The following is a 25,978-nucleotide window of genomic DNA, read 5'->3' on the forward strand; positions in this document are numbered from 1 at the left end:
CCCCCGGCAGGCGAACCCGCGACAGGCTGGGTGAAATACATCAAAAACAGGGTGTGTATGGCACCAACGTTTTAATACTTTAATACGCTACCATGCATCAAGAGTAAGAATTTTGAACTAGTTGGCACTGACAGAATAGTGTGCGAGCACTCACAAACAAAACGCCCCACTTTCCCTACCCCGGAAATTCCCCTAGCCTAAGGCCTTTCGGGGCATTGGACGATAGCCATGGAACAGACGGTAACCATACTCAAACAGATTAGTGGTCTTCTGTGGGGATGGCCGGCGCTGATTCTCATCGCCGGCACAGGCATTTATCTCACCCTCATTCTCGGCTTCCTGCCCTTGCGCCAGCTGGGTTTCGGTTTCCGGCAAATGCTGGGGCCACAGCGCGGGGTGGGCACCATCGGTGCCGGCGCCGCCCTCGCCACGTCACTGTCTGCCACCATTGGTACCGGTAATATTGTAGGCGTAGCCACCGCCATTCACTCCGGTGGCCCTGGTGCCCTGGTCTGGATGTGGCTGATCGCCCTGGTGGGCATGGCGACCAAATACGCAGAAGCGGTCCTCGCCGTCCATTTCCGGGAAAAAGATGCCGCCGGGCAATACGTGGGCGGCCCCATGTATTACATCAAAAACGGCCTGGGCAAGAACTGGCACTGGCTGGCCATCGCCTTTGCCGTCTTCGGCATGATTGCCGGCTTCGGGATTGGTAACAGCGTCCAGGCCAACTCCGTGGCTCACGGACTCAATGACAGCTTTGGTCTGCCACCCTGGATCACCGGCGTCACTCTGGCGGTCCTGGTGGGCATGGTGGTGCTGGGCGGCATGAAACGGATCGCCACCGTGGCGACCTTTATTGTGCCCTTTATGGCACTAGCCTATCTGCTGGCAGGCCTGGTGGTTCTGGCGGATCACGCCAGCGCCATTCCCGATGCTCTGGCCCTGTGTTTTGAAGGGGCCTTCAGCGGCACCGCCGCCGCCGGTGGTTTTGCCGGGGCGCTGGTGAAAGAAGCCATCCGCTTCGGTATGGCCCGGGGGATCTTCTCCAACGAAGCCGGCCTGGGCAGCGCCCCCATCGCCCACGCCTCCGCCAACACGGACCATCCAGCACGGCAAGGCTCCATCGCCATGCTCGGCACCTTCATCGACACCATTATTGTCTGCTCCGTTACCGGCTTGGCGATTGTATCAACCGGCGTGTGGGACAGCGGCGTCAAAGGCGCTCCGCTCTCCGCCATGGCGTTTTCATCCACCTTCGGCGGTGTCGGCAACATCATCGTGGCCTGTAGTCTGGCCGTGTTTGCCTTTACCACCTTGCTGGGCTGGAGCCTGTACAGCGAGCGCTGCACCCAGTTCCTGTTCGGTAACAAGGCAATCATGCCATTCCGGATCATCTGGGTACTGGCCGTGCCGTTGGGCGCCATTGTCAGCCTGAACTTCGTCTGGGCGCTGGCCGACATCATGAATATCCTGATGGCCGTGCCAAACCTGATCGCTCTGTTATTATTGTCCCCCATTGTGGTTCGGCTGAGCCGAGAGTTCTTCGCCAACCGCCCGGATTAACTCCTGACGGTTGACGGCTACAGCCGTCAACCGCCACTGTCACGCCCCACCGCCGTCAGCATTCAATGAGTGCGCGCGGGGCCGCGACCTGTAACCGTATTCAGAGATCCCATGACCTTCAGCGCCAACCTGCCCGACTATATTCGTGACGACATCACCCGCAATGTGACCTTTGCTCTGGAAGAAGATATCCGCGATGGCGATATCACCGCCCAGCTCATCGACGCGGACAGCCGCAGCACTGCCACCATCATTACCCGCGAAGACACGGTCATGTGCGGCACGCCATGGGCCGACGAAGTGTTTCAGCAGTTGGGCGACGTGGACGTTGAGTGGCATGTTCAGGATGGCGACCGCCTCACAGCCGATACCACTTTATGCACCCTGCGCGGCAACACCCGCAAGATACTCACCGGCGAGCGCACCGCCCTGAATTTCCTGCAAACCCTGATGGGCACCGCCACCACCGCCCGCCGCTACGCGGATGCCGTGGCCGGCAGCAACGTCACCATTCTGGACACTCGAAAAACCCTACCCGGCCTGCGCGCCGGCCAGAAATACGCTGTACTCTGCGGCGGCTGCCAAAACCACCGCATCGGCCTCTACGACGCCTTCCTGATCAAGGAAAACCATGTCACCGCCTGCCGCGGCATCACCCCGGCAATTGAAAGGGCACGGGCGTTGGCGCCGGACAAGAAAATCATCGTGGAAGTGGAAACCCTGGCAGAACTGGGGGAAGCGGCTGCACTTAAGCCGGATCAGATTATGCTGGATAATTTCAGTGTGGAAATGTTGAAAGAAGCGGCCGGGATGCCGATTGAATCGGCGCTGGAAGTGTCGGGTAATTTGACCGTGGGTAATGCAGGTGGACTACCCAAAAGCCGGCACTGGTTTTTATCTTCCGGGGCGCTGACAAAGCATGTTCAGGCGGCCGATCTATCATTGCGACTTAGCGCTGAAGATAGAGAAGGGTAACAGCTATTAGTCACCATCAGCGCCAGACACAACAGCACAAGATAATATCAAAAAACCCGGCAAAAGCCGGGTTTTTTGTCAATCCATCGAAGCTACTCTCATAACTTCTATCGATCGTAGTTTACACTCGGCACTCAGCCGGCAGGTACTTAGCTTCAATAGTCGTCGGAGCACCTGCAGCCTGGGTACAAACCCACTCAACAGAGCCCGTAGAATTAGCATTAGAAATGGCGGCACCACCAATCTGAGGAACCATGGCCAACACGTTGTCACCGCCAAGCTGGGCGATACCAGCAAGAGTCACAGTGATAGCGCCAGTAGCACCATCGACAGCAATCGCAGTAATGCGATTAGTCGTCAGGGCCGCTTGATCATTGGCAATTTCAGTGGCATAGGCATTAACACCATTCATGCCGCCATTCGCAAACATTTCGGTCACCCCTGTACGCACGGCGCTCGCAGCGATCATACCTTCAGACACTTGGGCGCGCACTGTGTAATCTTGATAAGCAGGCAGCGCTACAGCAGCCAAAATACCAATGATCGCCACAACGATCATCAATTCGATAAGGGTGAAACCCTGCTGGATTTGCTTCTTCATTTTGATTTCTCCAATCATTGGCAAATTTTTTTGAACCCACCCTAGGCGAGCATCTGTGTGCTTTCAAAGCATGGAGCGTGCCAACCTGATCCTATTGAAGAAATTTTATTGGAAACGGGCTATTTCAAGCGCTCATGGAGATTAAAAACACCAGATAACCAACCGCCGAAGCTCCACCCTGTGACATGGAATGCCACCTCATGACACTCCATGTCACCCATGGCGCCAACAACTGACACCTCCCCCAACCCATTCGCATTGCTGTTGATAATCGTAACCAATGCCATGCACACCAACGATGACCGATACAAGCCCCGTCCGTTTTGGTTTCGGCCCTATGCCCCCGCTCCATACGATCAGGCGAATTGCAGGAGTAGGTGAGAAATCGGAGGCAAGGTACTGATTTTGCGACATCTGGCCTTTCCAGCCACGGGCACACACGGTATGTTAGGAAAAAAGTGTTGGGCGCACCGACCAGACTAAGCATAAACAAGCAGGTTGCCATGACTAGCCAAACCGCCTCATTCAGCGGCTTACCGCACCGATTGATACAACAGGGCCTGTTAGACGCTGACAGCGCTGAGCAAATTCTACAGCAGGCTCGCCAAGAGAAAACCAGCTTGGTACGACAAATTGTTGCCAGCGGCAAACTCACCGCCCGACAGGTAGCCTGCGCCGTGGCGGAAGAGTTCGGGGATCCGATTCTCGACTTGAGTAGCTTTCAGCGCGACAGTCTGATCAAGGATCTGGTGGACCCCAAGTTAATCAACAAACACCATGTATTGCCCCTCTATCGGCGAGGTAGCCGCCTGTTTGTGGCCGTATCAGATCCCACCAACCTTCCCGCCCTGGAAGAAATTCGTTTTAACACCGGCCTAAACGTTGAGACAGTGATTGTCGAAGAGGACAAATTAACACTGTGGATCGACGCGGTAGAGTCTGAGACTGAAGGCGACGCCTTTGGCGATCTGGATGACGGGCTGGATAACCTGGACATCGGCGAAGGAGAAGAGAAGAAGGACGAGACTCAATCCGGCGCAGATGACGCGCCGATTGTTCGCTTCGTCAACAAGCTTCTTCTTGATGCTATTAAGGGAGGAGCATCCGACTTGCACTTCGAGCCCTATGAGAAGACCTACCGGGTACGTTTTCGCCAGGACGGTATTCTGCAAACCGTATCGAAGCCGCCCATCAATATCGCCAGTAAGCTCTCTGCCCGCCTGAAAGTGATGTCACGGCTGGATATCTCCGAGCGCCGAGTGCCTCAGGACGGTCGTATCAAGCTGAAAATTTCCAAGACCCGGGCCATCGACTTCCGGGTTAACACCTGCCCCACGCTATTTGGCGAAAAAATAGTATTGCGTATCCTGGACCCGGAATCCGCCAAGATGGGCATTGAGGCACTGGGGTACGAAGATGACCAGAAACAAATGTACTTGGATGCCCTGCACAAACCCCAAGGCATGATCCTTGTCACAGGCCCTACCGGCTCGGGAAAAACCGTTTCGCTGTATACCGGAGTCAATATCCTCAATACGCCGGAGCTCAATATCTCCACAGCGGAAGATCCGGTGGAAATCAACTTGGAGGGTGTAAACCAGGTTAACGTCAATCCGAAGCAAGGCATGAACTTCTCATCGGCACTGCGCGCCTTCCTCCGTCAGGACCCTGACGTGATTCTGGTGGGGGAAATTCGAGACCTTGAAACCGCTGAAATTGCCGTGAAAGCCGCTCAGACCGGGCACCTTGTACTTTCCACTCTGCACACCAACAGCGCGCCGGAAACCCTGACCCGCCTTCGCAACATGGGGGTACCCTCCTTCAATATTGCCACCTCGGTATTGTTGATTATTGCCCAGCGCCTGGCACGTCGCCTGTGCGAACACTGCAAAACGGCCGTGGATATCCCCAAACAATCGCTGCTTGAGATGGGTTTCACGGAAGATGACATCACTAGCGGGTTTACTGTGTACGGACCGGAAGGGTGTGATAAATGCAAGAACGGCTACAAAGGCCGCGTAGGGGTCTATGAGGTGGTCAAAATCACTGACGGCATCGCACGCATTATTATGGAAGAGGGGAACTCCATTGAAATTGCCGACCAGTGCCAAAAAGAGGGCTTTAACGACCTTCACCGCTCCGGCCTGGTAAAAGCAATGCAGGGAGTTACCAGCCTGGAAGAAATTAACCGTGTCACCAGCGGACATTAATTATGGCGACTAAAGCAGCACAACAAAAATCAGCTACTTTTACCTATGAAGGCCTGGACCGCCAGGGAAAAAAGGTTAAAGGGGAAACCTCTGGGAAAGGCGCCGCTCTGGTTCGTGCAGAACTGCGCAAGCAAGGCATTAATGCAAAAAAAGTAGCCAAAAAGCGGGAAATAAATCTGGGCGGAAAGAAAAAAATAAAGCCCATGGATATCGCTATTTTTACCCGCCAAATGGCCACAATGATGAAAGCGGGCGTACCGCTAGTGCAAGCGTTCGAGATTGTTGCAGATGGCTTGGACAACCCATCGATGAAGGACGTGGTCCTAAAAATCAAGGCGGACGTGGAAGGCGGTAATAACTTTGCCGGGGCACTACAAAAGCATCCACTACTTTTTGATGATCTATATTGCAGCCTGGTGGACGCCGGCGAGCAATCAGGCGCACTAGAAACCATGCTGGATCGAGTCGCACTGTACAAAGAAAAAAGTGAAGCCCTGAAGCAAAAAATCAAAAAAGCAATGAAATACCCCATCGCCGTCATTTGTGTTGCGATTATTGTCACCGCTATTCTTTTGATTAAAGTAGTACCAACATTTAAAGAACTTTTTGATGGCTTTGGTGCTGAATTGCCAGCATTTACTCAGTTCGTTATTGGCTTATCTGAAGCGCTTCAAGCCAACTTTTTTGTAATCATGGTATCACTAATCGTATTCGGCATTGCCGTCAGTGAAACACGCAAGCGGTCTGAGGCTTTCAGGAATTGGATTGACCGTACTTTGTTGAAGCTACCTATTATTGGAGACATTACCTTCAAAAGCACTATCGCTCGCTATGCCCGAACTCTGTCTACTACCTTTGCCGCCGGGGTTCCATTGATTGACGCTCTGGATGCCTGCGCCGGCGCTACCGGCAACGTGGTGTATAGAAAGGCTGTACTGCAGGTAAAAGAAGACGTTTCCACCGGCCAACAACTTCAGTTTGCCATGCGCAGCACTGGTGTTTTTCCGTCAATGGCGCTGCAAATGACCGCCATTGGCGAAGAATCCGGCGCACTCGATGCCATGCTGGAAAAAGTCGCCATCTACTACGAAGATGAAGTAGATAATGCTGTCGACGGCCTGACCAGTATGATGGAGCCTCTAATTATGGCCGTGCTAGGTGTTCTCATCGGCGGCCTGATTATCGCCATGTACCTTCCCATCTTCCAGCTGGGGGCAGTGGTATAACGTGTCCGAAACACTCAACCTCCTCTCTTCCAGCCCGACCCTCGTGGTCGGGCTTTGTGCTGTTATGGGGCTGCTGGTAGGCAGTTTTTTGAACGTGGCCATTCACCGCTTGCCATTGATGATGGAGCGGAGCTGGAAGCAGGAAGCCCGTGAAATTCTGGACCTACCAGCTGAAAAAGATGATGGCATTTTCAACCTGGTGACACCGCGCTCGCGCTGCCCGAAATGCAGCCATGCGATCAGCTGGTATGAAAACATTCCCGTGTTTAGCTGGCTGGCCCTGCGCGGCAAGTGCAAGGGCTGCAAAACGCCAATCAGCAAGCGCTACCCCATTATCGAACTTGTCAGCGGTGTGCTCGCCGGGCTCTGTGCCTGGCATTTCGGGTATGGTCCCTGGCTGATGTTTACGCTTTTTGCCACCTGGGTGCTGTTGGCCGCCGCCATGATTGACGCTGACACTACCCTGCTGCCGGACAGCCTGAACTACTGGTTGCTGTGGGCAGGCTTGTTGGCGGCCGTTATGGGCGTATCGCCGGTTTCATTGAGCGATGCGGTGATCGGCGCCATGGCCGGGTATCTTTCGCTGTGGAGTGTTTACTGGCTGTTCAAGCTGATCACCGGAAAAGAAGGCATGGGCTACGGCGATTTCAAGCTGCTGGCCGCGCTGGGGGCCTGGGTCGGCTGGCAATATCTGCCAGTGATTATTCTTTTATCATCGGTGGTCGGGCTGGTCTTCGCGATCGCCATGATGATGTTCAGCGGCGAAAAACGCACGCAAATCCCTTTCGGCCCCTATCTGGCCACGGCCGGGTGGATTGCCCTGCTCTGGGGCGATACTATCGTCAGCTCGTATCTGGGTATGTTTAAACTTTGATTACGCAAACACGCCCCACGCTAAACGCAGGCGCGCCAACAGGCACCGCGTGATGCGTGTCGCGTGATGCATGCAAGCGGAATTCATCATGTTTGTTGTTGGCCTCACCGGTGGCATTGGTAGCGGCAAGACCGCTGCCACGGATTATCTTGCTCAACAGGGCATCACCATCGTGGATGCGGATCTTGCATCACGCGTGGTGGTTGAGCCCGGGCAACCCGCCTTACTCACCATCGCCGAGCATTTTGGCCAGCATGTCATCGCCGACGACGGTGCACTGGATCGGCGGGCACTCCGCGAGATCGTGTTTGCTGACCCGGACGCACTAAAAACTCTCGAAGGGATTACCCACCCTGCCATAGGTGCCGAACTTCGCCGGCAGATCGAGGCGAGCCAATCCCCCTATACCGTTCTGGTCTCCCCTTTGCTGCTGGAAACATCGCAAAAAAACTTGGTAGATCGCATTCTGGTCATTGATGCCTCTGCAGAATTGCAGGTAGAGCGCACCATGGCACGAGATCAGGTGCCAGAAGCACAGGTTGCGGCGATCATGAAAGCGCAGCTGGCACGTAGCAAGCGACTGGATCAAGCGGATGATGTAGTGGAAAATCACGGTTCTTTGGATGCGCTTCACGAACAACTGCAGGTGCTGCATGAGCACTACCTGGCATTGGCAAAATGAATGTCGGGTTACGCCGCTCCGCGGCTCTCTGTGCCCCAGGGTGAACACGACCTACAGCTATCTACTTTTGTAGGTCAGATTAGCCTAAAGGCGTAATCCGACATCAGAACATTTTCACCCCACAATCCCCCGTTAATGGATGGATACGCGTACCCAATCATGACTGACAAAAGCCCGGCCAAGAAAGCCACCCAAACTTACCCCTGCCCACAGTGCAAAAGCCTCACTCGCTGGGACAACAATCCCTGGCGGCCGTTTTGTAGTGAACGCTGCAAGTTGATTGATCTCGGGGACTGGGCGACAGAGCGCCACGCAATTCCGGGGGATGACGATGCGCCCGGAGACTTTGAAGAGTTTTAGTAAGCGTTCAACGCAACGGATGAAGTAAAACTCTGCGTTGTTGTCATTCGGATTGCAGAATGTCGGGTTACGCCTCTTCGCCGCTCTCTGTGCCCTAGGCTGAACACGACCTACGCGACAAGAGGCCTGTTTCAGAGAACGCTAATCACGGCCAGAAGGCGCGGATACCCGCCACGCCCACCGCGCCGTGATCACGGGCATTAGCCAAATCCTCCGGCGCGACGCAGCCCAGTGCATAACAGGCAAGCGGCGCTCCCTTCATTAGCAACTCCGCTTGCGGCCAGCCCAATGCAGGCTTACCCGGGTGCGTGGGGGTAGGCAGGACAGGTGAAATCAGTGCCATATCCAGGCCCAGATTGCCCGCCTTATCCCGGGCCGCCTGATCATGCACCGCCGCACTGATGACCCCGTCGAATGCGGGACGCTCATCCAGCTGGGCCAGCGATCTGCCCGGAAAATGCAGGGCAAAAACGCCCAGCGCTTTTGCTGTCGCCACACTCTGCGTATCTTCAGCCCGCAACCAGACTTTTACGCCGCGTTGCTGACATTGCGCCACAACCGCTGCCACCTCGGCATGACCACTCCACTGCCGCAAATACAGCCCTTGCCGCTCCCCGTTCAACCGATCAATTCCGGTCAACAACTCGTGAAGAGTGAGATCTTCCGGCGCGATCACTAACTGCTCAGGCAGCTGCATGGCATTCACCACCGGCTGATTGGCCGCCGGGAAACGCAGGTCCGCCAACTCATCCGGGAAAAACCACTGCACCCGCTGCCCTTCCCGCCCTTCCGGCTCTCCCTGCCAGACGCGAACATCACGAAAATGCAGGGTCACGTGGAGATCATCGTACTGGTGGGCAATCGTCATAAAAGGGGCGGACTCCGCCCCTGCCATACCAAGCTCTTCTTCCAGCTCGCGAGCCAATGCTTCGCTCAACGCTTCACCCTGCTCCACCTTGCCACCGGGGAATTCCCAGCGCCCACCCTGATGCTTATTGTCGGGGCGCTTGCTAAGACAAATACGGCCATCTTCGCCTCGGATGATGGCGGCGACGACGGTAATGGCGGGGGTAGATTCGGTAGTCATGGGCGCCTTGTTCTTGTCAGATTCCTGACCTGAGAGATAAGCCAGCCAGAGTAACGAGAAATGATTTTTGAAAACCTGAAAAGCAAATCGGTTTTGCCTTTCGTAACTCGTAACTCGTAACTCGTGTCAATCGCTTGCAGGCAAGCCCCCACAGCAGAGCTTGCCCGGCGTGTTGCGTGCAGCCTGATGCATGAAGCGGCTTTTTAGGTCCGATACTCCGCATTGATTTTCACGTAGTCATAACTGAAGTCGCAGGTCCACACGGTGCACTGGGCATCCCCGGATGCCAGATCCGCGCGAATGGTAATTTCGGGTTTGGCCATCACAGCCGCGCCTTGTGCTTCCTCGTAGCTATCCGCTACACCGCCCTGTTCTACCAACGGCAAATCACCCAGCCAAACACTGACTTTATCCACATCCAGCGCCGCAATCGGCGCCCGGCCAATGGCAGCCAAAATACGGCCCCAATTCGGGTCCGAGGCAAACAGCGCCGTTTTCACCAGGGGGGAATGGGCAATGGTTTCAGCCACCGCTCGTGCGTCGCTTTCGCTGGCGGCTCCGGTTACGGTAATTTCCACAAACTTGGTGGCCCCTTCACCATCGCGTACCAGTGCCTGGGCCAGTTCAGTGAAGACCTCCTCCAGCGCCCGATACAACAGCTGGCTATGATCATCCAGCGCGGTAATCTCATCCATTTCGGCCTGAGCCGTGCTGATCAACATGCAGGCATCATTGGTGGAGGTATCCCCGTCCACCGTCACCCGGTTGAAGGATTTATCCGCCAGGGCTCTCACCCACTCATCCAGCAGAGACTTGGCAATCGGGGCGTCGGTGGCGATAAAACCAAGCATGGTAGCCATGTTCGGTTTGATCATGCCGGAGCCTTTAGACATCCCTGTAATCGTCACTGGTACACCATCCATTTCTACCCGCCGACTGGTGAGCTTGGGGTAGGTATCGGTGGTCATGATGCCTTCCGACGCCCGCCCCCAGTGATGGGTATCCAGTGCATCCAACGCCTTGGGCAAACCGGAGGCAAAGGCATCCAGCGGAAATTGTTCCCCGATAACACCAGTAGAATACGGCAAGATTTCATCCGCATCGCAGCCTGCCGCTTTCGCCAGCAGCTCACAGCTGGCGAGGCAGTTTTCCAGGCCTTTTTTGCCGGTGCCGGCATTGGCGTAGCCGGTGTTGATCATCAGGTAGCGTGGCGTAGTGGCAGCCAAACGGGACTTGGCTACCTGTACTGGCGCAGCACAGAAACGGTTAAGGGTGAACACACCGCTGACACGGCTACCCTGGGCCAGCTCCAGCACTACCAAATCCTTGCGATTGGCTTTCTTGATCCCGGCTTCCACGGCGGCAAGCCGCACGCCGGGAACTGGCAACCACTCTGACTGTGTCATCACGTTTTCCTGCTATCCATGTATTGAAAGCTTGCTATGAAACAAGCGGCCTGCCAAGCGTGGCGCAGAGCTGCTCCCGGGTTGTTTGTCGGATTACGCCTTACAGGCTAATTCGACCTACAAATTAAAGCGACAAGCCCAAACAAAGAAAGCACCGGCTTTGCCGGTGCTTTTGGTTTTCCTTGCCGTTTGAAGCTCGTCGCTAGCAGCTGCTTTATTCAATCTTACCGTGACACTGCTTGTACTTCTTGCCGGAACCACAAGGGCAAGGCTCATTACGCCCAACTTTACGGCCATCCCGGACCACCGTCTTGGGCTGCTCGCCCTGCTGACGGGGCTGGGCGTCGCCGTCAGTGCCCGGCTCGGCCACGGCCTGCATCTTCATTTTTTCCGCCTGCACGCGCGCTTCTTCCTCGCGCTGCTGCTCAAGGCGTTCCACCTCGTCGTCGCGACGCACCTGGAAGCTGTGCAGCACACGAATCAGTTCGTGCTGGATCTGGTTAAGCAGGCCCTGGAATAACTCGAACGCTTCTTTCTTGTATTCCTGCTTGGGGTTTTTCTGGGCGTAGCCACGCAGATGAATACCCTGGCGCAGGTGGTCCATGCTCGCCAAATGTTCTTTCCAGTGGCGGTCCAGAATTTGCAGCATCAGGTGCTTCTCGATCTTGCGCAAATCTTCGGTACCGATCTCGCCTTCTTTACGCTGGTAATCCTCGTCCATGCGCTCGACCAGCTTTTCGGTCAGGCCCTCGATGTGCAGCTGATTGTCTTCGTTGAGCCACTGGCCAATCGGTGCATGGCACTGGAATTCCGCATCCAGGGTTTTCTCAAGACCCGGGATATCCCACTGATCTTCCACAGAGCCCGGCGCCATATAATCGTGAACCACTTCTGTCACCACGTCGCGACGAATCCCTTTCACGGAATTCACCAGATCCTCGGCTTCCAGAATCTGGTCACGCTGACCGTAGATGACCTGGCGCTGGTCGTTGGCCACGTCATCGTATTCCAGCAAGTTCTTGCGGATATCAAAGTTGCGCCCTTCCACCTTGCGCTGGGCATTCTCAATGGCACGGGTTACCCAGCGATGCTCGATGGCCTCACCATTTTCCAGGCCCAGAGAGCGCATCAGGTTACGGATCTTGTCTGATGCGAAGATGCGCATCAGATCATCTTCCATGGACAGGAAGAAACGGGTGTAACCCGGATCCCCCTGACGACCGGCACGACCGCGCAGCTGATTATCGATACGGCGGGACTCATGGCGCTCGGTACCGATAATGTGCAAACCGCCGGCTTCCATGACGGTATCGTGGTTCGCCTGCCACTCGGCACGGATTTTCTCCGCTTCTGCCTCGGACGGGGTGTCCATGTGCTTGATCTGCTCTTCGGGATTACCGCCGAGCACGATATCCGTCCCCCGACCCGCCATGTTGGTGGCAATGGTAACCGCTCTCGGCCGCCCGGCCTGGGCAATAATTTGGGCTTCGCGCTGGTGGAACTTGGCGTTCAGTACCTCGTGAGCGATCTTGTCCTGCTTCAAACGCTTGGACAGATACTCGGATGCTTCAATGGTTGCCGTACCCACCAGCACCGGCGCGCCCTTGGCCACCGCCTCGGTCACTTCCTTGACGATAGCGTCGAATTTTTCCTGCAGGCTCAGGTACACCAGATCATTGGCGTCAATCCGCACCATGGGTTTATTAGTGGGGACCACAACCACATCCATGCCGTAAATCTGGCGGAATTCCAATGCCTCGGTGTCCGCAGTACCGGTCATGCCGGACAGCTTGTTATACAGACGGAAATAATTCTGGAAGGTGGTAGAAGCCAGCGTCTGGTTTTCCTGCTGGATATTTAGCCCTTCCTTCGCCTCGATGGCCTGGTGAATACCTTCGGACCAGCGACGCCCCGGCATGGTACGACCAGTGTGTTCATCTACGATCACAATCTGGTCGTTCTGTACGATGTAGTCCCGGTCGATATGGAACAGGGCATGGGCTTTCAGCGCCGCATGCACATGGTGGAGCAGCGCCAGATTATGGGCTGCGTACAGGCTTTCACCCTGCTCCAGCAACTGGTTGCTGACCAGTAGCGCTTCAATCTTCTGATGACCCGCCTCGGTCAGTTCAACCTGGCGCTGCTTTTCGTCAACAAAATAATCACCCTCACTCTCTTCCGTCTCTTTTTCCAGCTGCGGCATCAACTGGTTCACCGCCTGGTACAGCTCGGAAGAGTCCGCCGCCGGGCCGGAAATAATCAGTGGCGTTCTCGCTTCATCGATAAGGATGGAATCCACCTCATCGACGATGGCGTAGTTCAATCCGCGCTGAACCCGGTCTTCCAGGCGGAACGCCATGTTGTCACGCAGATAATCGAAACCGTATTCGTTGTTGGTTCCGTAGGTAATATCCGAGGCATACGCGGCACGTTTCTGCTCGGTGGGCTGTTGAGACAGAATAATGCCCACAGACAAGCCCAGGAATTCATACAGCGGGCGCATCCAGTTGGCATCACGCTCAGCAAGGTAGTCATTCACGGTGACCACATGCACGCCTTCACCGGAAAGCGCATTGAGATACGCCGGCAGCGTTGCCGTCAGGGTTTTACCTTCACCGGTACGCATCTCGGAGATGCGACCTTCATGCAGGGAGATCCCACCCATCATCTGCACGTCGAAATGGCGCATCCCCATCACCCGGGTAGAGGCTTCGCGGACTACCGCAAAGGCTTCGGGCAACAATTCATCCAGGGTTTTGCCATCTTTAAAGGCCTGCCGGAAAGCGATCGTCTTGTGCTGCAGGTCGCCATCGGTAAGCTGCCCCATCGCTTCTGCGTGGCTATTAATGGCGTCGACCAGCTTTGCCATTCGCTTGATTTCACGATCATTCTTGGTGCCGATGATTTTTTTTACGATGGTACCCAGCATAAAACTTCCGGTTCAGTAAAAGTCAGGACAAACAGCCCGATGGCGGCAAGGTTATTCCCCGCAAGGTGAGCCATTCTAAACACAATAGGATTGAGAGATAAGGTGGTATTCGCCGTAATCAAGGCCCGACAACGAAAAACGGCCCCATCGGGCCGTTTTGCATTTTCAGTTTTAGCGACGGGCGCGGTAAATATAAGGCTGCGGGTTCACTTGAGCGCCGTTCTTGAGCACTTCGTAGTGCACATGCGGGCCCGTGGAGCGGCCGGAGCTCCCCACCTTGCCCACAACATCACCGGTTCGAACAATTTCACCCGGCTCAACCAGCAACTCCTTGGCGTGCCCATAACGGGTGGACAAACCGTTACCGTGGTTGATCTCAACCATTTTGCCGTAGCCGGAACGCTCACCGGAATAAGTCACGACGCCGGCACCGGTGGCCACAATCGGCGTGCCCTCTTTGCCCGCGAAGTCTACCCCCTTATGCCAGGCCACGCGGCCAGAAAAAGGATCCGAACGGCGGCCAAAACGGCTGGACATCCAGCCCTTGGTCAGAGGGCGGCCAGACAGGTAGGTCTGATCTTCCAATTGTTTATCAGCCAGAAGATCTTCCAAGATATCCAGCTGCCGCTCACGGCGCTCCAGTGTGGCCGTCATTTGATCCAGCGCGCCCATAAAGGAAGGCAGCTCATAGCTGGCCCCTTCTTCTGGCGATTCCGGGCCACCGACACCGGGCACACTGCTGAAATCGAATTCGTCACCGCCGATATCGGCCACTTCCACCAGCCGCTCACCCAGTGCATCCAGACGAACCAGCCGGGCCTGGGCCTGGGCCAGCTTGAGCGTCAAAGCCCGAAACTGCTCTTGGCTCTGCTGATCCAGCTGGGAAAGGACCTGCTGCTGCTGTTCCAGCTGACCTGCGAAACGCTCCGTCATCACCGGAGTAAATTCAGGCTGACCGCCCACTCGATAGGCCAGAAGATAGGCGCTAACGCCAATAATCGCGGGAAACACCACCAACGCCACAGCCAATAACCAGGGCCAATGGCGAGGAACGGGCAGTGTGCGCGAATGGCCGCGCTTGCTGTTAAGGACTATGATGTTCATAAGATTTCGTAACGCACCGGCTAAAAGTCAGTCAATTCAAAATGTTACGCAATTTTTTATAAATTTTTTTTACAATCTGCAGGCTAGTCTAAGTAAAACTCATGAGCAAGACAACGTCGCCCAAAGCCCTTCTCGCCCTGCTAAGCGGTCACCCCGCTTTGTCAGCCCTGGCGAAAGAAGCCCGGAAGACCCCTGCCCAGGAGCAAAATGACCCCTTGCATTGCCTGCCCCCGGCCCTGCGTGAGCGAGTCACCCTGGTAGAAGACCAGCATCGCTGGCTGGCCATCGCGGAAACCAGTGCTACCGCGCAACTGCTACGCTTCCATCTCCCGAAACTGCAGCAGGCCATGCCTGGGCAACAAATCAAGATCGTGGTGGGCGGCAAGCGCCAACCCATGTCAAGCAATAACCATGCCAGTAAGCCGGCAGGGCCGCATTTGGCCCAGGAAAGCGCTCGACACATCGAAGCTGTGGCCGAAGCCATTGAGGATGACGCGCTAAAAGCGTCATTGCAGCGGCTCGCAAGCCGCGGTGAACCCGATTGAGGAACGCTAACCGTTCTATCTCTCCACCCTTGAAACGAAAAGCCACCTGACTGCGGGAGACAGCCAGGTGGCCAACAGGGCTTCGACGTACAGCCGAATCGCTTCGGCCAGAGTCAGCCATCCTTCCGGGTCATCCTGACCCGAAGCGGCCAACCACTTTCTTTACGACTTTGCCGCCACTTATTCTGCTGCCAGAACAGGGCGCATATAGGACACAGGCGCATCGGTGGCATCTTCAAATGTCACCACCTCGTAGGAATCCTCCTGACGGAGAATTTCCCGCAACAGCGCATTGTTGAGTGCATGGCCGGATTTGTGGCCGATGAACTCGCCAATCAGGCTGTGGCCTAGCAGATACAGGTCGCCAATGGCATCCAGCATCTTGTGTTTGACGAACTCGTCGTCATAACGCAGGCCGTCTTCGTTGAGGATACGATACTCGTCCACCACGATGGCGTTATCCACGCTGCCACCCAGGGCCAGGTTCTGGCTGCGCAGAAACTCAATATCGCGCATAAAGCCAAAGGTCCGGGCACGGGCCACTTCTTTCACGAACGAGGTCGTGGAGAAGTCGATACTGGCCAGCTGGTTACGATCTTCAAACACCGGGTGATCGAATTCGATGGAAAAAGTCACCTTAAAGCCGTCAAAAGGCACGAATGTCGCCGTTTTGTCGCCTTCACGCACCGTCACTTCTTTCTTGATGCGGATGAACTTCTTGGCGGCCTCCTGCTCCTTGATACCGGCAGATTGCAACAGGAAGACGAACGGACCGGCACTGCCATCCATGATCGGCATTTCCGGGGCGGACAACTCCACAAAGGCGTTATCAATCCCCAGGCCCGCCATGGCGGACAGGAAGTGCTCTACCGTACCCACTTTCACGCCATCCTGAACCAGCGTGGAAGAAAGGGTGGTTTCGCCCACCGCGTCCGCGGCAGCCTTGATCTCCACCACCGGGTCCAGGTCCACACGCCGGAACACGATACCGGTATTCACCGGTGCCGGGCGCACGGTCATGTAGACCTTTTCGCCGGTGTGAAGCCCTACGCCAGTGGCGCGGATCACGTTTTTTAGCGTTCGTTGTCTGATCATCAGTCTGTCACACAGCTGCGGGTACCCTTGAGGATACCGCTTTCCTCAACACAAAATTAGGGCGCGATTATACTGGAACACCCCGATTTTGCACCAATCTCGCCAGACCGTTAGTCGGCCTGGCGGCGCAGGAAGGTCGGAATATCAATGAAATCCAGATCTTCTGCGGTGCTTACTGCCTGCTGGCCACGGCCACCGGCAGCCTGCTGGGCGGCGCGTTTACGCTCCACAGCCGGGCGATCCAGGTCGCTGTAGTCCACCCGTCCGTCTGCCGCGACAGGGGTCTGACGGCCACGTACCACTTTTAGTTCCTGTGCCGCCGCGCCCAGGCCAGTGGCTACCACGGTAACACTGATGCTTTCGCCCATATCCGGGTCGATAGCGGTACCGATGATCACGTTGGCATCATCACTGGCCAGCTCGCTGACGATATCACCCACTTCAGAGAACTCATCCAGAGCGATGGACTCGTTAGCCGTGATATTGATCAGGATACCCCGCGCGCCGCGCAGATCCACATCTTCCAGCAGCGGGCTGGAGATAGCCGCCTGGGCCGCTTCTGCCGCCCGGCCTTCGCCGCTGGCAGTACCGGTACCCATCATGGCAGTACCCATTTCGCTCATCACGGTGCGCACGTCAGCGAAATCCACGTTGATCATGCCGGGTCGAACGATCAGGTCCGCAATCCCTTTCACCGCGCCCTGCAGCACTTCATTGGCCGCCTTGAAGGCGTCCAGCAGGCTGGTGGAGCCACCGAGAACCGCTTGCAGCTTCTCGTTGGGGATGGTGATCAGGGAGTGAACGTGCTCTTTCAGCTCTTCAATCCCTTGCTGGGCAGAGCGCATGCGCTTTTTGCCTTCGAAGGGGAACGGCTTGGTGACCACGGCCACGGTCAGGATGCCCAGTTCCTTGGCAATTTCAGCCACAACCGGCGCGGCACCGGTACCCGTGCCACCGCCCATGCCGGCGGTCACGAAGACCATATCTGCACCATCCAGCAGCTCGGCGATGCGATCGCGATCTTCCTGAGCGGACTGACGGCCGATTTCCGGGTTTGCGCCGGCACCCAGCCCCTTGGTCACCTGGCTACCCAGCTGAATCACGGTCTTGGATGAGGCATTACGCAGGGCTTGGGCGTCGGTGTTGGCGCAGATGAAATCCACCCCTTCCACACCGGAACGCACCATGTGATCCACGGCGTTACCGCCGCCACCACCGACACCTACCACTTTGATTACCGCACCATGCGGTACGCTGTCTTCCAGTTTGAATTGCATGGTTGATCTCCCGTTGTTGCTTCCCTGTTTACTACTCATTACGTCGAAGTGTTCCGGTCATCTTGCCGCGGCCCGGAACCACCGCTTGCGCTCAATTTGACGCTTCCCGCGTGTTGCCTGATGCGTGAAGCGCGCTGCGACTCTTGTTAAAAATTGCCTTTGAACCAGCTCTTGATACGCTCTAGCCAGTCCAGCTCACCCCCGCCGGCCTGGGCCTTGGCGCTGGTGCCTTCCTTCTCCATGCGCTGGCCATACAACAGCAGCCCCACGGAGGTGGAATAAATCGGGTTCTTCACCACGTCGATCAGCCCGGAAATGCCCTGTGGCGCGCCCAGGCGCACCGGCATATGGAAGATTTCCTCGGCCAGATCCACGGCCCCTTCGATCTTCGAGGAACCACCGGTGAGCACGATGCCACCGGGAATCAGATCCTCGAAACCGGAGCGGCGAATTTCTGCCTGCACCAGGGTGAACAGCTCGTCGTAACGGGGCTCCACCACCTCCGCCAGGTTCTGGCGGCTGAGGGTGCGCGGCGGGCGGTCGCCCACGCTGGGCACCTTGATGGTCTCGTCCGCGCCGGCCAGCTGGGTCAGGGCGCAGGCGTACTTGATCTTGATTTCATCCGCATGTTGCTTGGGCGTGCGCAGAGCCATGGCGATATCGTTGGTCACCTGGTCCCCGGCGATGGGAATGTTGGCCGTGTGACGAATGGCGCCTTCGGTGAAGATGGCGATATCCGTGGTACCACCGCCGATATCCACGATGCAGACACCCAGTTCACGCTCGTCTTCAGTAAGCACGGCGTGAGCACTCGCTAACTGCTCAAGGATGACGTCATCGACTTCCAGGTTGCAGCGCCGCACGCATTTCTCGATGTTCTGCACCGCATTCACCGCACAGGTCACCAGATGCACCTTGGCTTCCAGGCGCACCCCGCTCATACCGATGGGCTCGCGCACCCCTTCCTGGTTGTCCACCACATATTCCTGTGGCAGCACGTGCAGGGTTTTCTGGTCCGCCGGAATGGCCACCGCCTGAGCGGCGTCGATCACCCGGTCAATATCCGCCTGAGCCACTTCCCGGTCACGAATGGCGACGATGCCGTGGGAATTGAGGCTGCGCACATGGGAGCCGGCGATGCCGGCGTACACCGTGTGGATATGGCAGCCCGCCATCAGTTCGGCTTCTTCCACTGCGCGCTGAATGGAACGCACGGTGGCTTCGATATCCACCACCACGCCCTTTTTCATGCCCCGTGACGGTTGCGAGCCCAGCCCGACGATTTCCAAGGTGCCATCGGCTGCTGTCTGGCCGACGATGGCAACCACCTTGGAGGTGCCAATATCGAGTCCGACAATCATGTTTTCTGTTGCTGTCGCCATGTCACCTTTTCTCCTAACTTTGCTGCTCGCGCCAGGTCACTGCCATGCCGTCCGCATAACGCAGATCGACCCGAGCCACCTGGCGGCTATCCGTGCTCAGCACGCCACGATAAAGCCGCACAAAACGGCGTAATTTGGTGGTGTAATGCTCACGGTCAACCACCAGTTCCATGTCGTTATTCAGCGTCAGGCGCGCGGTCAGGCGCGCGTTGACGTCCATACTGCGAATGGTCAGATCCACATCCGCCAGCGTTTTGCCCATGCTGTGGTAGAAGCCCATGACTTCCTCCAGCCGCTGCTCCGGGCCACTCAGATGGGGCAGATCGGTCAAATCGTACTGCTTCAGTGCCTTGAACGGCTGACCGCTATCCGACACCAGAACTGCCTCGTTCCACACTGCCACCGGGTGACGTTCTTCCACCGTCAGCACCACGGTATCGGGCCACTGGCGGCGTACTGAGACCTCTTCCACCCAGCTCAGCCCTTGTGACTGCTGGTAAATATCCTCCAGCGGCACCGAGAAATAATTTTCTTCGCGCACCAGCGCCGCCAAGGCTGTCTGGATTTGCTGCTGACGGCGCACATCGGTCACACCATCTACGCCCACCTTGCGGATCGGGTAGCCATCCAGCGCCGCAGGCAAGTAGATCACCGCCAGCAAAATGACCAAGGCCACCGAGCTCACCAGCATCCACGGCACTGCTGTTGCCACCCGCTCGCGCAGGGGAACACCGGCCTTTTTTACCGGCTTGCGGCGGGCGCCACGCGGCGCGGGGGCGTTTCTAGCCACGACCCCGTTCCAGTGCGTCCAGCAGGATTTCACCCACCAGCACATCAAAATCACGACCAGTGGCTTTCGCCGCCATGGGCACCAGGGAGTGGTCGGTCATGCCGGGCACCGTATTCACTTCCAGCAACTGCCACTGGCCCTGCGCATCGCGCATCACATCGACCCGACCCCAGCCACGGCAACCGGCAACCCGGAACGCCGTCAGCGCCAGCTGCCGCAGCGCCTGCTCATCAGCATCATCCAGCCCCGCCGGGCACAGGTATTCGGTGCTGTCGGACTGGTACTTGGCTTCAAAGTCATAAAACGCATGGGGCGTTTGCAGGCGGATGGCCGGCAAGGCTTCATCGCCCAGCACCGCTACGGTGTATTCCGGGCCGCTGACCCAGGCTTCCACCAGCACGTCCTGATCAAATTTTTCTGCGGCCACCAGCGCCTCGGCCAGCTCTTCAGCGTTATCCGCCTTGGCCATACCGATGGAGGAGCCTTCATGGGCCGGCTTCACGATGACCGGGAACCCCAGGTCCGCCTCATCGCGGCCGGACACATAAAATGCCGGGGTCGGCAAACCGGCCCCTTTCCACAATTGCTTGGTGCGCACCTTGTCCATGCCAATGGCAGATGCCATCACCCCGGACCCGGTGTAAGGAATGTCCAGATGCTCCAGCACACCCTGAATCACGCCGTCTTCGCCGCCGCGACCGTGCAGGGCAATAAAAGCGGCATCAAACCCTTTCAGGGTCTCTACGCTCTTGTCCGCCGGGTCGACCAGCTCTGCGATCAGGCCCAGATTGCGCAGACCCTGATGCACCGCCGCACCGCTTTTCAGTGACACCGGACGCTCTGCGGATTTACCGCCAGCCAGCACTGCCACACGGCCCACCCGGCTCAAACGTTGTTTCAATGCACGCTTATCCATGGTTGCCTCCCTGAGCGGCCAACTGCTTGGCAATGGTGCCGACGTTACCGGCACCCTGCGTAACGAGAAGGTCACCGTCCTGAAGCTGGTTAGCCAACAGCGCCGGCAGCTTGTCCGGGTCGTCCACAAACACCGGCTCCAGGCCACGCTTACGCAGACTGCGACACAATGCCCGGGCGTCCGCACCGGGAATCGGATCTTCGCCGGCGGCGTACACTTCCAGCATCAGCAACACGTCCACCCCGGAGAGCACTTCCACGAAGTCCTCGTACAAGTCCTGGGTGCGGGTGTAACGGTGCGGCTGGAACAGCATGGCCAGGCGCCGATCCGGCCAGCCGTCGCGAATGGCCGCAATGGTGGCGGCCACTTCACGGGGGTGGTGGCCATAGTCGTCCACCAGCGTCGCGCTGCCGCCTTCGAAGTGGTACTCGCCCTGCACATCAAAGCGACGCCCCACCCCGGTAAAGTTATTCAGGCCACGGATAATGGCTTCATCGTCTGCGCCTTCATCCGCGGACACCGCGATGGCAGCCAAGGCGTTCAAGACGTTATGGCGACCCGGCATGTTCAGGGACACTTCCAGTGGCTCGCCTTCGGCACGCACTACCCGGAAATGGGTCACCATGCCGTCCTGGCGCACGTTCTCGGCACGCAGGTCTGCATCCTCGCTGAAGCCGTAGCGGATCACCTGACGGTTGACCCGGGGCAGCAACTTGCGCACCACCGGATCATCCACACACATCACCGCCACACCGTAGAACGGCAGGTTGTGGAGAAACTCGATAAAGGTATTTTCCAGCTGGGCGAAGTCACCGCCGTAGGTGTGCATGTGGTCCGCATCGATATTGGTGACGATGGCACTCATGGGCTGCAGGTGCAGGAAGCTGGCATCGGATTCATCCGCTTCCGCCACCAGATAACGACTCTGCCCCAGACGGGCATTGGTGCCAGCGCTATTCAGGCGCCCACCAATCACAAAGGTCGGATCCAGTCCGGCCTCAGCCATGATCGCCGCGGTCAGCGATGTCGTGGTGGTCTTGCCATGGGTTCCGGCCACAGCAATGCCATGACGAAAACGCATCAGCTCCGCCAGCATCTGGGCACGCGGTACCACCGGAATACGCCGCTCATGGGCCGCCGCCACTTCCAGGTTTTCGGTATTCACCGCCGTGGAGGTCACCACCACATCTGCGCCATCAATATTCTCAGCACGGTGGCCAATCTCCACCCGCACACCCAGGCTACGCAGGCGCTCCACCACCGGCGATTCCTTGATGTCGCTGCCACTGATGGCATAGCCCTGGTTGGCCAGCACTTCCGCAATGCCGCACATGCCCACACCGCCGATACCCACGAAATGGATACCGCGAATGCGGCGCATCTCCGGCACCGTATGAATCATGTCGTTATCGGCCATTGGCCACCTCCTCACACAGCATGGCGGCGCGCTCAGCGCTATCCGCCATCGCCTGCTCACGGGCCCGCTCGGCGATTTGCGCCAGCAGGCCGCGCTCTGCAACCGGTTTCAGGGTGCCGGCAAGGCTTGCCGCACCCAGGTCCCGCTGGGGCAACAGCAGCGCGGCTCCGCGCTCTGACAACCAACGGGCATTCAATGTCTGGTGGTCGTCCACTGCGCTGGGCAGGGGCACAAACATGGCGGCCACACCTGCCGCCGCCACTTCTGCCACGGTCAGTGCACCAGCCCGGCAGATCACCAGATCCGCCCAGCCGTAGGCTTCCGCCATGTCATCGATAAACTCGCTCACCTGTGCCTGCAGCCCCAGCGCCTGATAAATCGGCGCGGCTTCCGCAGTACGCCCGGCGCCACACTGATGACGCACCTGTATATCGCGCCCCAGCACCGCCAACAGCAGCTCGGGCAAATCCTGGTTCAGCACCAAGGCCCCCTGGCTGCCGCCCAGTACCAGTACCCGCAAGCCGCCCTGATGTTGGGCATAGCGGCGAGCCGGCTCATCCAGGGCGGTAATTTCCGGGCGCACCGGGTTGCCCACCCAGCAGGCCTGCGGATTACCAAAGGCACCCTGAAACCCTTCCAGGGTCACCGTGGCAAGACGGGACAACAGGCGATTGGTCAGCCCGGGAACCGCATTCTGCTCATGGACCACCACCGGCACCTTGCACAGCTTGGCTGCCAGTCCGCCGGGGCCGCTGGCAAACCCGCCAAAGCCCACCGCCAGCACCGGCTGACGGGCACGGATCAACTGGCGTGCCTGCAAGACAGCGCGCAACAGATTGAAAGGGGCGGTCAGCTTGCGCTTGAGGCCACCACCGCGCAGACGGGATACGGACAGCTCGGCAATCTCGTAGCCGTACTGGCGCACCAGCTTGCCTTCCATGCCGTTTTCAGCGCCCAGCCAGAGGATCTCGAAGCCCCGCGCACGCAGCTGGTCGGCCACGGCCAGCGCCGGGAACACATGCCCGCCGGTACCACCCGCCATAATCAGGACAGTGCGACTCATCGTGCTGCCCTCCCTCTGGCTTTCAGGTGATCGGCTTCCGCCCCGGCGCGCAGGATCAGCCCCACCATGGCGGCAGAAATCAGCAAGGAAGAGCCGCCGTAACTGATAAACGGCAGGGTCAAACCTTTGGTGGGCAACAGACCCATGTTCACGCCCAGGTTGATAAAGGCCTGGGAACAAAATACAAACGCGCAGCCATAAACCAGGTAGGCGTGATACAACAGCCCTCGCTCTTCCAAACGGTGGCCGACGCGAAACACCCGCCAGCCCAGCAAAATAAAGCCACTGATCAGTGCCACATTGCCGAGCAGGCCCAACTCTTCAGACATCACCGCATAAACAAAATCTGTATGCGCTTCCGGCAGATAAAACAGTTTCTGCACGCTGTTGCCCAAGCCCACGCCCAGCCAGTGACCACGGCCAAAGGCGATCAGACTCTGGGTAAGCTGATAACCGGAACCAAACTGGTCTGCCCAGGGGTCCGTGAAGGTCATCAGTCGCGCCACCCGGTAGGGCTCGGCAAAGGCCACCAGCCCACCCAATGCCACCGCGATCAAACCGATCAGCAAGAAGCGCAGGGTCGGCACGCCGGACAGGAACAACATGCCCATGGCGGTAATGCCCAGCACCACCACTGCACCGAAGTCCGGTTCCAGCAACAGCAGCAGCATCAACACACCCAACAAGCCCAGCGGCAGCAGGAAGGCTTTCCATTCGGTTTCCAGCGCCGCCTTGCGTTGTGCGACATAGCCAGCCATGTAAAGCACAAAGCACAGCTTGACGATTTCCGAAGCTTGAATCGTCAGGCCTGGCAAGGCGATCCAGCGGGTGGAGCCATTCACCGTTCGCCCCAGCCCGGGAATAAACACCATCACCAATACCACCAGGGCCACTGGCAACATCACAAAACGCAAACGCTCCAGCAACGCCAGCGGCACCGCGTAATAGACAAAGGTGCCAACACCCAGCCCCAGCGCCAGATAAATGCCATGGCGCATGGCGTAATAGAAGGGGTCACCCAGGCGCGTTTCTGCAATCTGCAAACTGGCGGAAGACACCATCACCAAGCCAGCCAGCGACAACAGAATCGCGGTCCACAGCAACGGCTGGTCAATACCGGTGCGATCCACCTTCAGGATCATGCGCTCAGTCATGGCACACCTCCCGGGCACGGGCAGTAAAGTCATCGCCGCGGGCAGCAAAGCCGCTAAACATGTCGAATGACGCACAGGCCGGCGACAACAACACCGCGTCACCCGGCTGTGCCAGCGCATGGGCACGGGCAACGGCTGCGGCCATGTCAGCCACCAGTTCGCAAGGAGCAGCCGACATGCCCTGAGCCACGGTATTGCGGTCTTCGCCCATCAACAGGGCGGCACGCAAATATTGCCGTGCCGGCTCGGCCAGCGGGGAAAAATCCTGCCCTTTACCCTGGCCGCCCGCCACCAAAATGACTTTGCCCTCAATGCTTTCACCGATACCGGTGAGCGCAGCTAGCGTGGCGCCCACATTGGTGGCCTTGGAATCGTTGAACCAGCGTACGCCTCCGGCTTCCGCCACCAGCTGACAACGGTGGGGCAGACCGGTAAACGCTTTCACCGTGGCCAGTGCCTTGTCGCGATTCAGGGACAGCGCATCGCTGATCGCCAGTACCGAGAGAATGTTCATGGCATTGTGGTGGCCGGTCAGCGCCAGCTCAGACAGCGACAGCAACGGCTCGCCCCGGCACAGCAGTTGGCCGTTTTCGCTATCCAGACGGTAATCCGCTTCCGGGTGGGCACCAAAACTGATCTGCCGCGCCACGGTGGCCGGCGGACGGGTAGCCAGATCATCGCGGTTCCAGACCGCCACCTGACAGCCGTCGTAAACACGCTGCTTGGCGGCCAGGTAATCCGCAAAGCTGGCATAGCGGTCCAGATGGTCCTGGGACACATTGAGAATCGTGGCCACTTCTGCACTCAGGCTGTAAGTGGTTTCCAGCTGGAAGCTGGACAATTCCAACACATACAAGCGGGCCTGATCGTCCAGCAATTCCAGCGCCGCCACACCTAGGTTGCCGCCGATGCCCGGGTTCATCCCACAGGCATCTGCTACCTGACCCAGCAGGGTTGTCACTGTGCTCTTGGCGTTGGAGCCGGTGATCGCCACCAGCGGCTCGCTGGCCGCACGGGCGAACAGCTCAATGTCGCCAATCACTTCTTTGCCATCCACGACCTGCTCGGCGATGGCCGGGGTGGATACCGCCACACCCGGGCTCACGATCAGGCGGCGGGCCTTGCCCATCCAGCCTTTTTTGAAGCTACCGGTGTGAACTTTCAGGTCCGGAAATTCAGCGCACAGGGCATCCAGCCCGGCCGGCTCAGCACGGGTGTCAATGGCGCGCACGGGCATCCCCTGATCCGTTAGATAACGGATCACGGAGCGGCCTGTTACACCCAGACCAATGACCAGATCAAACCCGTCTTTCGCCATA

General features: G+C 57.8%; 22 protein-coding genes. 8 read left to right on the top strand and 14 right to left on the bottom strand.

What is annotated here, in order from left to right; genetic code table 11:
• The first annotated feature begins 228 nt into the window (after window positions 1–228).
• Window positions 229–1,566, top strand: a complete 1,338-nt coding sequence (locus tag CL546_RS06440) for an alanine/glycine:cation symporter family protein (protein WP_290493768.1) — start codon at window positions 229–231, stop codon at window positions 1,564–1,566.
• Window positions 1,567–1,677: 111 nt separating this feature from the next.
• Window positions 1,678–2,541 carry a carboxylating nicotinate-nucleotide diphosphorylase gene (gene nadC / locus CL546_RS06445; protein ID WP_290493769.1) on the top strand — a complete coding sequence of 288 codons (864 nt, stop codon included), beginning with the start codon at window positions 1,678–1,680 and terminating at the stop codon, window positions 2,539–2,541.
• 121 nt (window positions 2,542–2,662) lie between these two features.
• On the opposite strand, the gene CL546_RS06450 is transcribed toward nadC, so the two are convergent.
• Window positions 2,663–3,142, bottom strand: coding sequence for a pilin (locus CL546_RS06450; RefSeq protein WP_290493770.1), 480 nt, complete (start codon window positions 3,140–3,142; stop codon window positions 2,663–2,665).
• A 503-nt stretch (window positions 3,143–3,645) separates the two neighbouring features.
• Between CL546_RS06450 and pilB the strand changes: the two genes are divergently transcribed.
• The 5 genes from pilB (at window position 3,646) to CL546_RS06475 (ending at window position 8,494) form a co-directional block, all read left to right on the top strand.
• Complete coding sequence (pilB, locus tag CL546_RS06455; protein WP_290493771.1) at window positions 3,646–5,352, top strand: type IV-A pilus assembly ATPase PilB; 1,707 nt, start codon at window positions 3,646–3,648, stop codon at window positions 5,350–5,352.
• Window positions 5,353–5,354: 2 nt separating this feature from the next.
• Window positions 5,355–6,578, top strand: coding sequence for a type II secretion system F family protein (locus tag CL546_RS06460; protein WP_290493772.1), 1,224 nt, complete (start codon window positions 5,355–5,357; stop codon window positions 6,576–6,578).
• Window positions 6,579–6,642: 64 nt separating this feature from the next.
• A complete protein-coding gene (locus tag CL546_RS06465) occupies window positions 6,643–7,452 on the top strand; it encodes a prepilin peptidase (protein ID WP_290493773.1) in 810 nt (269 codons plus the stop codon).
• 88 nt (window positions 7,453–7,540) lie between these two features.
• A complete protein-coding gene (coaE, locus tag CL546_RS06470; protein WP_366603761.1) occupies window positions 7,541–8,134 on the top strand; it encodes a dephospho-CoA kinase in 594 nt (197 codons plus the stop codon).
• Window positions 8,135–8,293: 159 nt separating this feature from the next.
• Window positions 8,294–8,494 carry a DNA gyrase inhibitor YacG gene (locus CL546_RS06475; protein ID WP_007150462.1) on the top strand — a complete coding sequence of 67 codons (201 nt, stop codon included), beginning with the start codon at window positions 8,294–8,296 and terminating at the stop codon, window positions 8,492–8,494.
• Window positions 8,495–8,639: 145 nt separating this feature from the next.
• On the opposite strand, the gene CL546_RS06480 is transcribed toward CL546_RS06475, so the two are convergent.
• From CL546_RS06480 to CL546_RS06495, 4 genes are all read right to left on the bottom strand, one after another.
• Window positions 8,640–9,581 (bottom strand): Nudix family hydrolase, encoded by a 942-nt coding sequence (locus CL546_RS06480; RefSeq protein ID WP_290493774.1) that lies wholly within the window; start codon window positions 9,579–9,581, stop codon window positions 8,640–8,642.
• 203 nt (window positions 9,582–9,784) lie between these two features.
• Window positions 9,785–10,987 carry a bifunctional glutamate N-acetyltransferase/amino-acid acetyltransferase ArgJ gene (gene argJ, locus CL546_RS06485; RefSeq protein WP_290493775.1) on the bottom strand — a complete coding sequence of 401 codons (1,203 nt, stop codon included), beginning with the start codon at window positions 10,985–10,987 and terminating at the stop codon, window positions 9,785–9,787.
• A 214-nt stretch (window positions 10,988–11,201) separates the two neighbouring features.
• Complete coding sequence (gene secA / locus CL546_RS06490) at window positions 11,202–13,916, bottom strand: preprotein translocase subunit SecA (RefSeq protein WP_290493776.1); 2,715 nt, start codon at window positions 13,914–13,916, stop codon at window positions 11,202–11,204.
• A 171-nt stretch (window positions 13,917–14,087) separates the two neighbouring features.
• Window positions 14,088–15,020, bottom strand: coding sequence for a M23 family metallopeptidase (locus CL546_RS06495; RefSeq protein WP_290493777.1), 933 nt, complete (start codon window positions 15,018–15,020; stop codon window positions 14,088–14,090).
• 101 nt (window positions 15,021–15,121) lie between these two features.
• On the opposite strand from CL546_RS06495, the gene CL546_RS06500 reads away from it, so the two are divergent.
• Window positions 15,122–15,565, top strand: a complete 444-nt coding sequence (locus CL546_RS06500) for a hypothetical protein (RefSeq protein ID WP_290493778.1) — start codon at window positions 15,122–15,124, stop codon at window positions 15,563–15,565.
• Between the two features lie 180 nt (window positions 15,566–15,745).
• On the opposite strand, the gene lpxC is transcribed toward CL546_RS06500, so the two are convergent.
• The 9 genes from lpxC to murD all read right to left on the bottom strand — a co-directional run bounded on the left by lpxC (window position 15,746) and on the right by murD (window position 25,977).
• Complete coding sequence (lpxC, locus tag CL546_RS06505) at window positions 15,746–16,660, bottom strand: UDP-3-O-acyl-N-acetylglucosamine deacetylase (protein ID WP_290493779.1); 915 nt, start codon at window positions 16,658–16,660, stop codon at window positions 15,746–15,748.
• 110 nt (window positions 16,661–16,770) lie between these two features.
• Window positions 16,771–17,937 (bottom strand): cell division protein FtsZ, encoded by a 1,167-nt coding sequence (gene ftsZ / locus CL546_RS06510; protein WP_007150913.1) that lies wholly within the window; start codon window positions 17,935–17,937, stop codon window positions 16,771–16,773.
• 146 nt (window positions 17,938–18,083) lie between these two features.
• Window positions 18,084–19,319 (bottom strand): cell division protein FtsA, encoded by a 1,236-nt coding sequence (gene ftsA, locus CL546_RS06515; protein ID WP_007151175.1) that lies wholly within the window; start codon window positions 19,317–19,319, stop codon window positions 18,084–18,086.
• Window positions 19,320–19,332: 13 nt separating this feature from the next.
• On the bottom strand, window positions 19,333–20,109 hold the full coding sequence (locus CL546_RS06520) for a cell division protein FtsQ/DivIB (protein ID WP_290493780.1): 777 nt from the start codon (window positions 20,107–20,109) through the stop codon (window positions 19,333–19,335).
• The gene (locus CL546_RS06525; RefSeq protein ID WP_290493781.1) at window positions 20,102–21,025 is read right to left on the bottom strand and encodes a D-alanine--D-alanine ligase; all 924 of its coding nucleotides are present in this window, start codon (window positions 21,023–21,025) and stop codon (window positions 20,102–20,104) included. Before CL546_RS06525 ends, CL546_RS06520 begins: the two co-directional genes overlap by 8 nt.
• Window positions 21,018–22,442: a UDP-N-acetylmuramate--L-alanine ligase gene (murC, locus tag CL546_RS06530; RefSeq protein ID WP_290493782.1), complete on the bottom strand. Its 1,425-nt coding sequence runs from the start codon at window positions 22,440–22,442 to the stop codon at window positions 21,018–21,020. The genes CL546_RS06525 and murC overlap by 8 nt, the downstream gene beginning before the upstream one ends.
• Window positions 22,432–23,505 carry an undecaprenyldiphospho-muramoylpentapeptide beta-N-acetylglucosaminyltransferase gene (gene murG, locus CL546_RS06535; protein WP_290493783.1) on the bottom strand — a complete coding sequence of 358 codons (1,074 nt, stop codon included), beginning with the start codon at window positions 23,503–23,505 and terminating at the stop codon, window positions 22,432–22,434. The genes murC and murG overlap by 11 nt, the downstream gene beginning before the upstream one ends.
• Window positions 23,502–24,659 carry a putative lipid II flippase FtsW gene (gene ftsW, locus CL546_RS06540; protein ID WP_290493784.1) on the bottom strand — a complete coding sequence of 386 codons (1,158 nt, stop codon included), beginning with the start codon at window positions 24,657–24,659 and terminating at the stop codon, window positions 23,502–23,504. The genes murG and ftsW overlap by 4 nt, the downstream gene beginning before the upstream one ends.
• The gene (gene murD / locus CL546_RS06545) at window positions 24,652–25,977 is read right to left on the bottom strand and encodes a UDP-N-acetylmuramoyl-L-alanine--D-glutamate ligase (RefSeq protein WP_007148363.1); all 1,326 of its coding nucleotides are present in this window, start codon (window positions 25,975–25,977) and stop codon (window positions 24,652–24,654) included. The genes ftsW and murD overlap by 8 nt, the downstream gene beginning before the upstream one ends.
• Window position 25,978 lies beyond the last annotated feature (1 nt).

The sequence above is a fragment of the Alcanivorax sp. genome (assembly GCF_002726155.1).
Classification (GTDB): Bacteria; Pseudomonadota; Gammaproteobacteria; order Pseudomonadales; family Alcanivoracaceae; genus Alcanivorax.